General features: G+C 73.4%; 15 protein-coding genes. 9 read left to right on the top strand and 6 right to left on the bottom strand.

Annotation, left to right across the window (positions count from 1 at the left end; all coding sequences use genetic code 11):
- Positions 1 to 7 precede the first annotated feature (7 nt).
- Positions 8 to 1,573 carry a long-chain fatty acid--CoA ligase gene (locus G6553_RS15110; protein ID WP_166194652.1) on the top strand — a complete coding sequence of 522 codons (1,566 nt, stop codon included), beginning with the start codon at positions 8 to 10 and terminating at the stop codon, positions 1,571 to 1,573.
- A 46-nt stretch (positions 1,574 to 1,619) separates the two neighbouring features.
- Positions 1,620 to 1,769, top strand: coding sequence for a hypothetical protein (locus tag G6553_RS15105; RefSeq protein ID WP_166194649.1), 150 nt, complete (start codon positions 1,620 to 1,622; stop codon positions 1,767 to 1,769).
- Here the strand turns inward: G6553_RS15105 and G6553_RS15100 are convergent.
- From G6553_RS15100 to G6553_RS15090, 3 genes are read right to left on the bottom strand one after another with little or no spacing between them, the layout of a single operon-like run.
- Positions 1,766 to 2,446 (bottom strand): response regulator transcription factor, encoded by a 681-nt coding sequence (locus G6553_RS15100; RefSeq protein ID WP_347565734.1) that lies wholly within the window; start codon positions 2,444 to 2,446, stop codon positions 1,766 to 1,768. The genes G6553_RS15105 and G6553_RS15100 overlap by 4 nt on opposite strands.
- Positions 2,443 to 3,639 (bottom strand): histidine kinase, encoded by a 1,197-nt coding sequence (locus G6553_RS15095; protein WP_166194647.1) that lies wholly within the window; start codon positions 3,637 to 3,639, stop codon positions 2,443 to 2,445. The genes G6553_RS15100 and G6553_RS15095 overlap by 4 nt, the downstream gene beginning before the upstream one ends.
- A gap of 60 nt (positions 3,640 to 3,699) precedes the next feature.
- A complete protein-coding gene (locus G6553_RS15090; RefSeq protein WP_166194644.1) occupies positions 3,700 to 4,146 on the bottom strand; it encodes a hypothetical protein in 447 nt (148 codons plus the stop codon).
- Positions 4,147 to 4,533: 387 nt separating this feature from the next.
- Between G6553_RS15090 and G6553_RS15085 the strand changes: the two genes are divergently transcribed.
- Positions 4,534 to 5,223, top strand: coding sequence for a hypothetical protein (locus tag G6553_RS15085; protein WP_166194641.1), 690 nt, complete (start codon positions 4,534 to 4,536; stop codon positions 5,221 to 5,223).
- 127 nt (positions 5,224 to 5,350) lie between these two features.
- Here the strand turns inward: G6553_RS15085 and G6553_RS15080 are convergent, their stop codons facing one another.
- Positions 5,351 to 5,872 (bottom strand): general stress protein, encoded by a 522-nt coding sequence (locus G6553_RS15080; protein ID WP_166194639.1) that lies wholly within the window; start codon positions 5,870 to 5,872, stop codon positions 5,351 to 5,353.
- Positions 5,873 to 5,907: 35 nt separating this feature from the next.
- Here G6553_RS15080 and purS point away from each other — a divergent pair, with 35 nt between their 5' ends.
- The 3 genes from purS to G6553_RS15065 are packed head-to-tail and all read left to right on the top strand — an operon-like array spanning position 5,908 to position 7,294.
- A complete protein-coding gene (gene purS, locus G6553_RS15075; protein WP_166194636.1) occupies positions 5,908 to 6,159 on the top strand; it encodes a phosphoribosylformylglycinamidine synthase subunit PurS in 252 nt (83 codons plus the stop codon).
- Positions 6,156 to 6,830, top strand: a complete 675-nt coding sequence (gene purQ, locus G6553_RS15070) for a phosphoribosylformylglycinamidine synthase subunit PurQ (protein ID WP_166194633.1) — start codon at positions 6,156 to 6,158, stop codon at positions 6,828 to 6,830. The genes purS and purQ overlap by 4 nt, the downstream gene beginning before the upstream one ends.
- On the top strand, positions 6,827 to 7,294 hold the full coding sequence (locus G6553_RS15065) for a DUF3817 domain-containing protein (RefSeq protein ID WP_166194630.1): 468 nt from the start codon (positions 6,827 to 6,829) through the stop codon (positions 7,292 to 7,294). Before purQ ends, G6553_RS15065 begins: the two co-directional genes overlap by 4 nt.
- Positions 7,295 to 7,451: 157 nt before the next feature.
- Here the strand turns inward: G6553_RS15065 and G6553_RS15060 are convergent, their stop codons facing one another.
- Complete coding sequence (locus tag G6553_RS15060; RefSeq protein ID WP_166194627.1) at positions 7,452 to 8,855, bottom strand: glycoside hydrolase domain-containing protein; 1,404 nt, start codon at positions 8,853 to 8,855, stop codon at positions 7,452 to 7,454.
- Between the two features lie 150 nt (positions 8,856 to 9,005).
- Between G6553_RS15060 and purL the strand changes: the two genes are divergently transcribed.
- The 3 genes from purL to G6553_RS15045 all read left to right on the top strand — a co-directional run bounded on the left by purL (position 9,006) and on the right by G6553_RS15045 (position 12,563).
- Positions 9,006 to 11,261 (top strand): phosphoribosylformylglycinamidine synthase subunit PurL, encoded by a 2,256-nt coding sequence (gene purL / locus G6553_RS15055; RefSeq protein WP_166194624.1) that lies wholly within the window; start codon positions 9,006 to 9,008, stop codon positions 11,259 to 11,261.
- A gap of 16 nt (positions 11,262 to 11,277) precedes the next feature.
- Complete coding sequence (gene arfB / locus G6553_RS15050; protein WP_207619832.1) at positions 11,278 to 11,703, top strand: alternative ribosome rescue aminoacyl-tRNA hydrolase ArfB; 426 nt, start codon at positions 11,278 to 11,280, stop codon at positions 11,701 to 11,703.
- A gap of 104 nt (positions 11,704 to 11,807) precedes the next feature.
- Complete coding sequence (locus tag G6553_RS15045) at positions 11,808 to 12,563, top strand: prolyl oligopeptidase family serine peptidase (protein ID WP_347565733.1); 756 nt, start codon at positions 11,808 to 11,810, stop codon at positions 12,561 to 12,563.
- Between the two features lie 24 nt (positions 12,564 to 12,587).
- On the opposite strand, the gene G6553_RS15040 is transcribed toward G6553_RS15045, so the two are convergent.
- On the bottom strand, positions 12,588 to 14,099 hold a 1,512-nt coding region (locus G6553_RS15040), incomplete at its 5' end, for a M20/M25/M40 family metallo-hydrolase (RefSeq protein ID WP_166194618.1).

Below are 14,099 nucleotides of genomic sequence, written 5' to 3'. Positions count from 1 at the left end.
GCCACCTGTGTCGTCGTACAACCTCTCGTCCCTGCTCGAGAACAGCGCCCGGCAGTACCCCGACCGCGATGCGGTCGTCCTCGGTGACACCCGGCTGAGCTACGCCGCGGTCGACTCCTTCGCGAACATGGTCGCCAACCTGCTCGTCTCCCGCGGGATCGAGCCCGGCGACAAGGTGGCGCTGAGCTGCCCGAACCTGCCGTACTTCTCCGTCGTCTACTACGGCATCCTCAAGGCCGGCGCGACCGTCGTCCCCCTGAACGTGCTGCTCAAGGGCCGCGAGATCGCCTACCACCTTGAGGACTCCGACGCGAAGGCCTACTTCTGCTTCCAGGGCACCCCCGAGCTGCCGATGGCGACCGAGGGGTACGCCGGGTTCGGCGACGCCGAGGGCTGCGAGCACTTCTTCGTCATCACCGCCGACCTCGGCGCGGACAGCCCGATCGAGGGCACCGAGACGATGGCGCAGGCGATGGGCGGCCAGCCCGGTGAGTTCACGTCGGTGGAGACCGACGAGGACGACACCGCGGTCATCCTCTACACCTCCGGCACCACCGGCCAGCCCAAGGGCGCCGAGCTGCGGCACCGCAACATGCGCGACAACGCCCTGCTGGGCGAGCAGCTCTTCGGCGCCGACGCGACGAACCCCGACACGTACCTGTGCGTGCTGCCGCTGTTCCACTCCTTCGGCCAGACCGTCATCCAGAACGGTGCGTTCGCCTACGGCGGCACCGTCGTCATGCTGCCGCGGTTCGAGGCCGGGCCGGCGCTGCAGCTGATGCTGAAGGAGAAGGTGACCTTCTTCGCCGGCGTCCCGACGATGTACTGGGGCCTCCTCGGCGCGCTGGAGGAGGGCGTGGACGTCGCCTCGATCGCCGCCAACCTCCGCGTGGCGGCCGCCGGCGGCTCCGCGCTGCCGGTGGAGGTGCACAAGGACTTCCAGAAGCGGTTCGGCGTGACGATCCTCGAGGGCTACGGCCTCTCGGAGACCTCGCCCGTCGCGTCGTTCTCACCGCACGGCGAGCCGCCGCGCGTCGGCTCCATCGGCAAGCCCGTGCCGGGCGTGGAGATGAAGCTGCTCAAGCCCGAGTCGTGGGACGAGATCGACGAGGCCGGGACGGACGCGGTCGGCGAGATCGCCATCAAGGGCCACAACATCATGAAGGGCTACTACGGCCGGCCGGAGGCGACCGAGGAGGCGATCCGCGACGGCTGGTTCCGCTCCGGCGACCTGGCCCGCAAGGACGAGGACGGCTGGTACTACATCGTCGACCGGTCCAAGGACATGATCATCCGCGGCGGCTTCAACGTGTACCCGCGCGAGATCGAGGAGGTGCTCATGACCCACGAGGCGGTCTCGCTCGCGGCGGTCATCGGGGTGCCCCACGAGAGCCACGGCGAGGAGATCAAGGCGTTCGTCATCCTGAACGACGGCGTCTCGACCACCCCCGAGCAGCTGGTCGAGTGGTCCAGGGAGCAGCTCGCGGCCTACAAGTACCCGCGTGTGGTCGAGGTCGTCGACACCCTCCCGATGACGGCCACCGGCAAGATCCTCAAGCGCGAGCTCTCGTGACCCGAGCGCTCCACCCTGCCGGGAGCCGGGGCCGGGAGGTCCGCCCGTGAGGGCGTTGCTGCTGGTCCTGGCCGGCTTCCTCATCATCTCCGGCGGCCTGTGGTGGTTCGGCGGAGGATCGGGCGTCTTCGGCCCGATCCTCACCGGCCTCGGCGTCGCGCTGGTGATCGTCGTCGTGCAGAACAGCCGGGCCTAGCTCCCCGGGCCGCCGCCCAGGCCCGCGTCGCGCGCCAGCGCCACCATCTCGGCGCGCGACCGGGCGTGGAGCTTGCCGAGCACGTCGCTGACCCGGTTGCGCACGGTCTTGTCCGACAGGTACAGCCGTCGGGCGATCGAGGCGTTGTCCAGCCCCTGCGCGATCAGCTCGAGCACCTCGTGCTCGCGCGGGGTGAGCTGGGGGAACGCCGAGACCGTCGGCCGCGCACCGGAGAAGTACGCCAGCACCCGGCCGGCGATCCCCGATCCGAAGACCGCCTCGCCCCGGGCCGCCCCCACGATCGCGCGCTCGATGTCGTCGACCTCCGCCTCCTTCAGCAGGTAGCCCCGGGCCCCCGCCCGCAGCGCCGCGAAGATCGAGTCGTCGTCGGAGTCCATCGTCAGCACGACGACCGCGACCTCGGGATGCTCGACACGGATCCGTGCGGTCGCCTCGAGACCGCCGACGCCCGGCATCCGCAGGTCCATCAGCACCACGTCGGGGGAGTGCTCCCCGACGAGCGCGACCGCCTGCTCGCCGTTCCCGGCCTGGGCGAGCACCGCGACCCCGGGGAGGTCGTCGAGCACGGTGACCATGCCCGCGCGGAAGACCGGGTGGTCGTCGACGACGAGGACCCGGACCGTGCCCGGGTCGCGGCTGGTGCTGCTGCTGGTCACAGGACCTCCAGGGGCAGGGTGGCGCGGACGGTGGTGCCGCCGCCGGGCGTGGGGAGCAGCTCCAGCCGGCCGCCGACCTCGGCGGCCCGCTCGCGCATGCTGACGGTGCCGACGCCCGCCCGCGGACGGGCCGGCAGGCCGACGCCGTCGTCGACGACCTCGACGACGAGGTCCTCACGCGCGACGTGGGCCCGCAGCCGGACCTCGGCTGCGACCCCGTGGCGCAGGGCGTTGCTGAGCGCCTCGGAGGCGATCGCGTACGCCGCCACCTCGACCGCGGCGTGCGGCGCGCCGAGGTCGCCGACCTCGGCGGTGCAGCGCGGGACGTCCTCGTGGCCGGCGACGAGGTCGCGCAGGGCGCCGGCCAGCCCGCGCTGGTCGAGCACCGGCGGGCGCAGCCCGTGGACGAGCGCCCGGAGCTCGGTGACCGTGCCCCGCAGGCCGTCGCGCAGCTGGGTCACCCGCTCGGCCAGCGCCGGCTGCTCCTCGCGGGCGAGCCGCTTGGCCAGCGACTCCAGCTGGAGGGCGGTGCCGGCGAGGTTCGGCGCCACGCCGTCGTGCAGGTCCGCGCGCAGCCGCCGCCGCTCCTCCTCGCGCGCGGCCACGATCCGGCCGCGGGACCGGGCCACGTCCGCGACCAGCCCGGCGGCGTACGCCAGGGTGCCGGCGCGGGCCGCGACCTCCTCGACCGCCGCCTCCTGCTCGGCCGACCAGCGCTCGCCGGGGCTGCGCAGGCCGACGTGCAGCTCGCCGACCCGGTTGCCGAGCGCGGTGCAGGCGACCACGCGGCTGCCGTGGAGCGGGGCGCCCGAGGCGACCGAGACCTCGTCGTTGGTGAACGCCACCGACGGCAGCCGCAGCGCGTCGCGCAGCCCGTCGACGAGCCGCTGCAGGGCCTCGACCGGCTCCGACGCGGCCGCGACGTGGCGCCCGACGCGCGAGACCACGGCGTACGGGTTGTGCCGGTGGCCGAAGAGGCGCCGGTCCACCACCTCCTGCACGCGGTCGCGGCCGGCGGCGGCCGCCAGCGCGGACAGCGCGACGAGCACGACGCTCCACGTGGAGTCGGGGGCGACGGCCTGCACGCCGTAGACGACGAGCAGGTAGACCGCCACCACCGCGCCGGTGAGCAGGCCGAAGACGAGCGTGCGGTTGAGGGTCAGCTCGACGTCGAAGAGCCGGTGGCGCAGCATCGCGACGCCGATCGCGAGCGGCAGGGCGGAGAGCCCGACGACGCCGTTCCAGGCGTCGAGCTAGCCGACCGGCGGCAGGACCGCAGCCACGAGCAGCAGGCCGCCGAGCACCAACCACTGCAGCTGGGTGCGCTCGACGTCGCGGGCGCGGCGCATCCGCACGGCGAGCGAGACCACCGCCAGCGGGATGCCGACGACGAAGAGGAACGAGGCGCCGGTCTGGGTGACGTGCCTCAGCCAGGTGGCCTGCTCGATCCCGACCGGGTTCGACAGGCCCGGGACGATGTCGGCGTCGACCGGGGAGACCATCCGCGCCAGCGTCGTCACCACCGCGACCCCGGCGACGACGAGCACCGCCGGCCGCCAGCGCGGGCTCGGCGGGTGGCCGTCGGGGAAGACGTGGGGCAGCAGCGGGAGGGTGAAGAAGTACGGCGCGAAGCCCCAGATCGCCACCCACGCGGCGAACCCGCCCAGGACGCCGGCGCCCGCGACGTGGCCGGCGTACACCGACAGCACCCCTGGTAGGGGCCGATCAGCGCGGGCACCAGCAGCAGCCAGCCGACCGGGTTGCGCGGCCGGGCGCGGACCACGAGCGCGCCGACGACCGGCCAGACCGTGCCGAGCGTGAGGTCCCCCGCGGCCCCGGCCTCGGTGCCGGCGTCCCACCAGTCCTGCAGGGGCCGGACCAGCGCGCAGCAGGCCACCGCGACCACCGCCGCGGCGGCGGCGAGGGCGCGCAGCGCGCGGTCGGGGACGGTCACGTCGCTCATGCTGCCCGAACCGGCGTCCCCGGATCAGGTGGTCGATGTCCCTCGTGCCCGGGACAGCGGGCGGGCCACCGTCGTCCTCACCGCCGGTCGACCGCCGACCGGCCCCACCGTCCCGGAGGACACCATGACCACCACCGCACCCGTTCCCGGCGCCATCGACCGCGCCACTCCCGCCGGCCGCGGCCGCTGGCCGCTCGCCGCGACGGCGGCCGGCGCGCTCGGCCTCGTCGCCACGCTCGTGCTCGACGGCCGTGACGACGTGCCGACCGAGGTCCGCTTCACCGACGGCTTCTTCGACACCCTCGACCCGGTGGTCTACCGGCTCTCGCTGGTGCTGGGGTACGCCGCCGTCGCCATGCTCCTGCTGCTCGCCGCCCAGTGGCGGCGGCGCGTCGAGCCGCGGGTGCCCACCTCGACGGCCGCCCCGCTGGTGACCTTCGGGCTGGTCTCGTCGGCGGCCGGACTGACCTACGGCTACGGCTGGAAGGGCGCGCTCGGGCTCTACCTGCCCGAGGGCACCGAGGGCGGCTCCTTCGACGACGCCGGCCTGACGACGTACTTCATGCTCAACGACTTCGGCTCCTGGATCGGCTGGCTCGGCGTCGTCGTCGCGGCTGCCGGCATCGCCTGGATGGGCCTGCGCGAGCGCACCGTCGCCCGCTGGCTCGGCGTCGTCAGCCTGCTGCCCGTCCTGCAGACCACCGCGATGGTCCTGGGCCTCGGCGTGCCCGGCGTCCCGGCCCTGCTCGCCCCGCTCTACCTGGTCGTCCTCGGCCTCGGGCTGACCTTCGGGCGGAGCGTGGTCACGCGCTGAGCGGGTCGACTTCCCACGGGAGTCCCTCGCTTACCGGGGGAGATCTGCCGTGGTAAGCGAGGGGGTCACCGGTGAACCGGTGACCCCTGCACCGCGGCCCGGCCCGGCCGCGTCGGCCCGACGTGGCTCAGGCGAACGGGTCCGGCCGGCCGCCGGGCAGCTCCGCGAGCAGCTCGCGGGCCCGGGCGGCGACCTTGTGCTCGACGAGCACCTCGTAGCGGGTGGCGACGATCTGGGTGACCGAGGAGAAGTCGCGGCGGCCGCGGGTGGCGGCGTAGCCGGCCAGCGCCCAGATCACGCCGAACAGCGCACCGAACAGCACCGTCGAGAGCAGGATCGCCAGCAGGCCCTCGGTGGTGAACAGGCTGAACAGCAGCCCGATGAACAGGCCGAGCCAGGCGCCGGACAGCACGCCGCCGAGCGCGACCTTGCCGGTGGTGAGCCGGCCGGTGATCCGCTCGATCCGCTTGAGGTCGGTGCCGACGATCATGCACTGCTCGACGGGGAACTCCCGGTCGGAGAGGAAGTCGACGGCCTTCTGGGCGGCCGCGTAGTCGTCGTACACGGCCAGCGACTGCGGGAACTCCAGGCCGAGGGGGGAGCGGCCGGCGCCGGCCCCGCCCATCGGCGCACCAGTGGGGATGCTCATACGGCAACAGTGCCCGACGGACCTAGACTGGATCCATGCCCCGAGTCGTCGTCGACGTCATGCCCAAGCCCGAGATCCTCGACCCCCAGGGCAAGGCGGTCCTCGGGGCGCTGCCCCGGCTCGGCTTCAGCGGGGTGACCGACGTCCGCCAGGGCAAGCGCTTCGAGCTCGAGGTCGAGGGCGAGGTCACCGACGCGGTGCTCGCCGACGTCGACCGGATGGCCGAGACGTTGCTGTCCAACCCCGTCATCGAGAGCTACACCGTCCGGGTGGAGCAGGACGCATGAAGGTCGGCGTCGTCACGTTCCCCGGCTCGCTCGACGACGTCGACGCGCGGCGTGCGGTCCGGCTCGGCGGCCACGAGGCCGTCGCGCTCTGGCACGGCGACCACGACCTGCAGGGCGTGGACGCCGTCGTGCTGCCGGGCGGGTTCTCCTACGGCGACTACCTGCGCTGCGGTGCCATCTCGCGCTTCTCGCCGGTGATGACCGAGGTGATCGAGGCGGCCGGCCGCGGCATGCCGGTGCTCGGCATCTGCAACGGCTTCCAGATCCTCTGCGAGTCCCACCTGCTGCCCGGTGCGCTCATCCGCAACCAGCGCCAGAAGTTCCTCTGCCTCGACCAGCGCCTGCGCATCGAGCGCACCGACACCCCGTGGACGGCGGCGTACGCCGAGGGCCAGGAGGTCGTCATCGCGCTCAAGAACGGCGAGGGGTCCTTCGTCGCCGACACCGAGACGCTCGACCGGCTCGAGGGGGAGGGGCAGGTCGTCGCTCGCTACCTCGGCGAGAACCCCAACGGCTCGCTGCGCGACATCGCCGGCATCTCCAACGAGCGCGGCAACGTCGTCGGCCTCATGCCCCACCCCGAGCACTCCGTCGAGGAGCTGTGCGGCACCGGTACCGACGGGCTCGGGTTCTTCACCCTGGCCTCGCTGGCCGCCGAGGTCTTCGCGTGATCTCCTCCCCGAACCGGCTCTTCCGCACCGTCGCTACCGCCGAGGCCGTCACCTGGGCGGGGCTGCTGGCGGGGATGTTCCTCAAGTACGTCACCGACACCACCGAGGCCGGCGTCACGATCTTCGGCCCCATCCACGGCGCCGTGTTCATCGCCTACTGCGTGACCACCGTCGTCGTCGCCGTCGACCAGCGCTGGTCCGCCGGCCGCCTGGTCGCCGGCCTGGCCTCGTCGGTGCCGCCGTTCCTCACCCTGTGGTTCGAGCGGTACGCCGCCAAGCACGGCCTGCTCGCGGACTCCTGGCGGCTGCGCTCCTCGGCCGCCGCCGGCTCGTCCGGGGGCTCCGGTCTCGAGCGGCCCGTCGGCTGGCTGGTCCGCAACCCCGCCCGCGGGCTCGCTGCCGCCGTCGTCGCCGTCCTCGCGCTCTTCGGCATCGCGCTCCTCGCCGGCCCGCCCGTCGGCTGATCGAGCTGCCCGCCCGGCCGCGTCGGTCGCGAGCTTCATCGGGGCCCCGGCAAGGCTGACGGTCCCCCGATGAAATTTCATCGGGGGACCGGGAGGTTCATCGGGGCCCCGACGAACCTGGCGATCCGGCCGGCCCGAGGACCGGCCCGGCATCACGTCAGCGGATCCCGTTGCGGAGCGCCGCCCAGGACTCGGGGTTGACGACCCCGGAGACGGGGAGGTCGACCTTCTTCTGCCAGGCGCGGACGGCGGCGTCGGTGCGGGCGTCGAAGACGCCGGTGACGACGACCTTGGCCTTCGGGCTGGCGGCGTTCAGGGCGCGCTGGACGCGACGCACCTCGGCGCCGGCGGAGCCGCGCTTGAGGACCGGCGAGGAGCCGGCGGCGTGCAGCGACATCCAGTTCGCCTTGGTCCACCGGTCGCGCACCGGCGCGCCGGTGGCGGACTGCCACGCGCGGATGCTGGTGAGCAGGCGGGCGTTGAGCGTGCCGTTGACGTCGCCGGCGTACCGCCCCTTGTCCTTGAGCAGGCACTGCAGCGCCTTGACCTGGCGGGGGTCGGAGGGCTTCTGGGTGCCGGTGGCGGGGCGCAGCGGGGCGTAGACGGGCCAGTTCACGCGGACGCCGCCGCACATCGGCACCTCGCGGGGCGCGATCGAGCCGCGGCCGACGTCGAGGAAGTTGCTGTCGATGTTGATCGTCACGCCGCCCCACGTCTCGTCGTGGCCGCCGCGGTACTGCTTGACGCGGCCGCCGGGGCGCCAGCCGTCGTCCCGGATGTAGGGGGTGGAGGTGTTGGCGACGCCGTCCCAGCGGGCGATCCAGATCGTGTCGGGCAGCGTGTAGGTGCCGGGCCGGTTGACCCGCGCGTCGTCGAGCGCCTTGATGCCGGAGCCGGCGCTGGAGTAGACGCCGGAGACCCAGCCGAGCTCGTGCAGCTTCTCGGTCCACGCGCCGACGAACGCCAGCGCGGACTCGCGGCAGTGGGTGTTGCTGTTGTCGTAGCCCTCGAGGTCGTAGAAGAGCGTGCTGCCCTGCGCGATGCCGAGCGCGCTGGCCGCGGCGACCGCCTTCTCGGCCTCGGCGAAGCCCTGCTGCCGGGCCAGGAAGTAGCGGCCGTTGCCGCCGGGCTTGGGGTTGATCTTCACGTCGTCGTCGTAGCGCGGGAACCGCGGCTGGCACGACGCCTGCGGGCCGAGGGTGATCGGCAGGAGCCGCCAGCCCTTCCTGAGCTGCTTGGTCACCCAGCTCGGCGTGAGGTTCGGCTGGTTGCGGCAGGCGCGGGAGTCGCCGGAGATGTAGATGCCGACGGCCAGGAACGGCGAGTGCTTGAGCCAGCGGTTCATCTTCCACTGCTCGGGGGTCAGGCACTGGTCGAAGCCGTAGCCGGTGAAGTCGCCCGGCGTCACCGGGTTGGTGCTCTTCTTCGCCACCGGTGCCGCCGCGGCGGAGGTCGCGGCAGCGGAGGTCGGGGCGGACTGGTCGGCGCCGGCGGCCTGCGGGCCGAGCAGGAGCGCTCCGGCGAGCAGGGCGGACAGGACGGCAGGGGTACGGCGGCGCATCGGTCGTCACTCCAGGGGTGGGGGAAGGCGAATCACCATAACCACAGCAGTCACACCCGTCACAGGCGTTCGAGTGAACTACAGACCTGTAGTTCTCGCCCGACCCGGGACGTGGTCAGGAGCCGGTCACCGCGCCGGTAGATTGTCGCCGTGCTCGACACCGTGGCCGCTGCCGCCGAGGACCCTGCCCGCGACCAGCCCTGGGCCGACCTCGGCCTCAAGGCCGACGAGTACGAGCGGATCCACGAGATCCTCGGGCGCCGCCCGACGAGCTCGGAGCTGGCGATGTACTCGGTCATGTGGAGCGAGCACTGCTCCTACAAGTCCTCCAAGGTGCACCTGAAGCAGTTCTCCGAGCTGCCGCAGGAGACGCCGCTCGGCAAGACGCTCGCCGGCATCGGCGAGAACGCCGGCGTGATCGACATCGGCCAGGGCTACGCGGTGACGTTCAAGGTCGAGAGCCACAACCACCCGTCGTACGTCGAGCCGTACCAGGGCGCCGCGACCGGCGTCGGTGGCATCGTCCGCGACATCCTCGCGATGGGCGCCCGCCCGGTCGCGGTGATGGACCCGCTGCGCTTCGGCCCGCTCGACGCCGACGACACCCATCGCGTGCTGCCCGGGATCGTGGCCGGCGTCGGCGGCTACGGCAACTGCCTCGGCCTGCCCAACATCGGCGGCGAGGCGGTCTTCGACGAGACCTACCTCGGCAACCCGCTGGTCAACGCGCTCTGCGTCGGCGTGCTCCGCCACGAGGACCTCCACCTCGCCAAGGCGAGCGGCGTCGGCAACAAGGTCGTGCTGTACGGCGCGCGCACCGGCGGCGACGGCATCGGCGGCGTCTCGGTGCTCGCGAGCGAGACGTTCGACGCAGCCGAGGACGGCACCAGCGGGCCGGCCAAGCGCCCCGCCGTGCAGGTGGGCGACCCGTTCATGGAGAAGCTGCTCATCGAGTGCACGCTCGAGATCTTCGCCGCGGGCATCGTCGCCGGCATCCAGGACCTCGGCGGCGCGGGCCTGTCCTGCGCGACCTCCGAGCTGGCCTCCGCCGGCGACGGCGGCATGCACGTCGAGCTCGACAAGGTGCCGCTGCGCGACTCCACGCTCTCGCCCGAGGAGATCCTCATGAGCGAGTCGCAGGAGCGGATGATGGCCGTCGTCGAGCCCGGCGACGTCGAGGCGTTCCTCGCGATCTGCGCCAAGTGGGACGTCGAGGCCGCCGTCATCGGCGAGGTCACCGATACGGGCCGGCTCCACGTCGACTGGCACGGCCAGCGGGTCGTCGACGTCCCGCCGCGCTCGGTCGCCCACGAGGGCCCGACGTACTCCCGCCCGCTCGCCCGCCCGTCGTGGCAGGACGCGCTCCAGGCCGACCGTGCCGAGGACCTCCCGCGCCCGACGACGCCCGATGAGCTGCGCGCGACGCTGCTGCGGATGGTCGCCAGCCCGAACCTCTGCGACAAGTCGTGGATCACCGACCAGTACGACCGCTACGTCCGCGGCAACACCGTCCTCGCCCAGCCCTCCGACAGCGGCATGGTCCGCATCGACGAGGAGACCAACCTCGGCGTCGCGGTCTCCACCGACTGCAACGGCCGCTTCGCCAAGCTCGACCCGTACGCCGGCGCGCAGCTCGCCCTCGCGGAGTCCTACCGCAACGTCGCGACCGGCGGGGCGGTCCCGCTCGCGATCTCCGACTGCCTCAACTTCGGCTCGCCCGAGGACCCGGCGGTCATGTGGCAGTTCGCCGAGGCCTGCCGCGGCCTCAAGGACGGCTGCGCCGAGCTCGGCATCCCGGTCACCGGCGGCAACGTCAGCCTCTACAACCAGACCGGCGAGACCGCGATCCTGCCGACCCCGGTCGTCGCCGTGCTCGGCGTCGTCGAGGACGTCACGAAGCGCACCCCGTCCGCGTGGTCCGAGGCCGGCGAGACCGTGTTCCTGCTCGGCGAGACCCGGGAGGAGCTGTCCGGCTCCGAGTGGGCGAACGTCGTGCACGGCCACCTCGGCGGCACCCCGCCGCGGGTCGACCTCGCCGCCGAGAAGGCGCTCGCCCAGCTGCTCCACGAGGGCGTCGGGCTGCTCACCAGCGCCCACGACCTCGCCGACGGCGGGCTCGCCCAGACCCTCGCCGAGGCCGCGATGCGGCACATGGTGGGTGTCACCGTGACCCTCCCGGGCGACGTGTTCGTCGGGCTGTTCGCCGAGTCGGCCGGCCGCGCGGTCGTCACGGTGCGGGCAGGCGACGCCGACCGCCTGCGCGACCTCGCCGCGCGCCACGGCGTGCCCCTCGCGGAGCTGGGGACCACCGGCGGCGACGCGCTCGTCGTCGAGGGTGCCTTCGAGGTGCCGCTGCTCGAGCTGCGGTCGGCCTGGATGGCGACGCTGCCGGCGGCGCTGGCCTGATCGTCGGTCCGGGGCCTTGCCCGAAGACCTGGTCGTCACGGGGCGGTGGACCGTCCCCGACGCCGAGCTGGCCGAGCGGTTCTCCCGCTCGTCCGGCCCGGGCGGCCAGGGCGTCAACACCGCCGACTCGCGGGTGGAGCTGTCGTACGACGTCGCCGGCTCGCCGTCGCTGCCCGACCACCTGCGCGACCGGGTCCTCGGCCGGCTGGCCGGGCGGCTGGTCGACGGGGTGCTGACCATCGCCGCGAGCGAGCACCGCACCCAGCTCGCCAATCGCCGGGCCGCCCGGGAACGAATGGCTTCCGTGCTCCGCGACGCCTGCGCCCCGCCACTGCCCACCCGACGGCCGACCCGGCCCACCCGCGGGTCGAAGGAGCGGCGGCTGGCCGCGAAGAAGCGGCGCGGGGAGACCAAGCGCGGCCGGCAGGGGCGGTTCGAGTGAGGACCACCCGCCGCGCGCTCCTCGCGGGCGGTCTGGGTATCGGGTCGCTGGCTGCCTGCGGCGAGGACCCGCCGCCGGCCCCGACATCGAGGAGGAGCGAGCGCGTGACGACGACCCCGGAGCCCCGACGGATCGAGTACGGCGCCGGGCCGGCGCAGTTCGCCGAGCTGCACCTGCCCGCGGGTGACCCGCACGGGGTGGTCGTGGTGGTGCACGGCGGCTTCTGGCGCGCGCAGTACGACCTGTCGCTCGGCACCCCGCTGGCCGTCGACCTCGCGCGGCGCGGGTGGGCGGCGTGGAACATCGAGTACCGCCGGGTCGGCTCGGGGCCGGGCGGTGGCGGCGGCGTTCCCGAGACCTTCGACGACGTTGCCGCTGCCGTCGACGCACTGCGTGGGACCGACCTGGACCTGTCGACCGTCGTCGCCGTGGGGCACTCCGCGGGCGGTCACCTGGCGGCGTGGGCGGCGTCCCGCACGCGCGACGAGCGCTGGGCCGGCGGCGTCGAGCTCACCGCCGTGGTGTCGCAGGCGGGTGTGCTCGACCTGCGGCGGGCGGTCCGGGAGGGTGTCGGCGGGACCGCGGTGCCGGACCTGCTCGGCACGGACGCCGACCCGGGCGCGGTCGACGCGGCGTACGACCCGCAGCAGCAGCTGCCGCTCGACGTGCCGCTGTGGTGCGTCCACGGCCGCGACGACGACGTCGTCCCGATCAACCAGTCCGAGGAGTACGTCGCCGCCGCGACCGCCGCCGGCGCGCGGGCCGAGCTGGTGGCCGTCGACGGCGACCACTTCGTCGTCATCGACCCCGACGGCCCGGCCTGGGCGGAGGTCGTCGGGATCCTCGACGGGCTGGGCTGAGCGCCCAGCCCGTCGGGACCGTCGTCAGCGGGTGACGGTCGGCGTCCCGCCGTGCCCGTGCCCGTGCCCGTGCCCGTGGCCGTGCGCGAGCGGCGTGGTCGCGTTGCGCCGGTCGTGGCCCGTGGCGCGGCCGTTGACGGTCTTGGTGCTGAACGCGTAGGTGCCGACCAGCGAGGCGATCGCCTTGCTGTTGACCCGCACCGCCTTCATGTTGACGTTGGACAGGTCGTCGCAGGCCTGGTGGTAGCACGCGTCGTACGCCACGCCGGCCTCACCGCCGAACAGCTTCGCCTCGGCCTCGGTCTTGATGCCCTCGGCGCCGGTGAAGAGGCCGCCCGCGGGGATGCCCTCGGCGATGAACGGGCCGTAGTCGCTGCGGCCGTCGAAGGCGGTCGGGCGCGTGGCGAGGCCGCGGCTCTTGAAGAACTTCCGGAAGGCCCGCTCGATCTGCGCCGACCCCTTCGGCGCCTCGGCGGCCTCGTCGCCGGCGGGGAACGCGGAGTTGTCGCCGTCGTACACGAACAGCGCGTAGTTCGGCGAGCCGACCATGTCGAAGTTGAGGTAGAGCGCGATGTCGCGCAGCGCCCGCGGGTTCTCCGCGGCGAGCTCGCCGACGTAGTGCTCGGCGCCCAGCAGGCCCGACTCCTCGGCGCCCCACCAGGCGAACCGCACCTGGTTCTTCGGCGCCTTGATCTTCCTCGCCAGCTTCTCCGCGACCTCGAGGAGCGCGGCGCTGCCGGTGGCGTTGTCGTTGATGCCGTTGCCCTCGACGACGCTGTCGAGGTGGGCGCCGGCCATCACGACGTTGCCCTGCCGGCCGCGCTGGGTCTGGGCGGTGACGTTCCAGGTGGTGCGGGTCTCGGACTCGGTGGAGGTCGAGACGCGGACGGTCGCGCCGTCGAGGTCGCGGCCGACCGCGAAGCTGGTGGTGACGGCCGGGACCGTGCCGACCGGCCCGCCGAGGGTGCCGATGTACGGGCCGCTGCGGTCCTCGCCGTTGCCCTGGTTCATCAGGATGACGGCGGCGGCGCCGGCGTCCTGGGCGTTGACGACCTTGACCGCGAAGTCGCAGGTGCCTCGGCGGACGAGGGCGACGTTGCCGGCCGTGAAGCCCGCGAAGTCCTCGGCCTCGCAGCCGCTGGTGGAGTTCTCGATGTCGTCGAGCGCGAGGTCGACGCCCTGCACGGTGCCGGTGACGTCGCCGGAACCGGAGTACTCCAGGAGGTCGAAGTCGGTGCCCTCCTCGTACGTCGCCGGGTCGGGGTCGGTGCGCTCGAGCACCGGCGGTGCCGTGACCTCGAAGTACGGGAAGTCGAAGGACTGCACCTGCGGGTGGTAGCCCGCCTTGCGCAGCTGGTTGACCACGTAGTTCTTCGACGCGCGGTAGCCGGGGGTGCCCGACGCGCGGCTGCCGTGCTGGTCACCGATCTTCTCGAACGCCACGAGGTGCTTGCGGACGCCCGGCCCGGTCACGGACCTGACCAGCGCGGCGACCTTGTCGTCGGGCCCGGCCTTCGCAGCGGCGGGGGCGGCTGC

The organism is Nocardioides sp. IC4_145 (genome assembly GCF_011250565.1).
In the GTDB taxonomy this organism is placed as follows: domain Bacteria; phylum Actinomycetota; class Actinomycetes; order Propionibacteriales; family Nocardioidaceae; genus Nocardioides.
The sequence above is the reverse complement of the archived record's forward strand: the minus strand, read 5'-3'. Positions and strand labels throughout refer to the sequence as shown.

Coding starts and splice junctions, on each gene's coding strand:
- purQ (WP_166194633.1), top strand. CDS start 6,156: ATGAAGGTCGGCGTCGTCACGTTCCCCGGCTCGCTCGACGACGTCGAC.
- G6553_RS15085 (WP_166194641.1), top strand. CDS start 4,534: ATGACCACCACCGCACCCGTTCCCGGCGCCATCGACCGCGCCACTCCC.
- purS (WP_166194636.1), top strand. CDS start 5,908: ATGCCCCGAGTCGTCGTCGACGTCATGCCCAAGCCCGAGATCCTCGAC.
- G6553_RS15080 (WP_166194639.1), bottom strand. CDS start 5,872: ATGAGCATCCCCACTGGTGCGCCGATGGGCGGGGCCGGCGCCGGCCGC.
- G6553_RS15060 (WP_166194627.1), bottom strand. CDS start 8,855: ATGCGCCGCCGTACCCCTGCCGTCCTGTCCGCCCTGCTCGCCGGAGCG.
- G6553_RS15095 (WP_166194647.1), bottom strand. CDS start 3,639: ATGCTGCGCCACCGGCTCTTCGACGTCGAGCTGACCCTCAACCGCACG.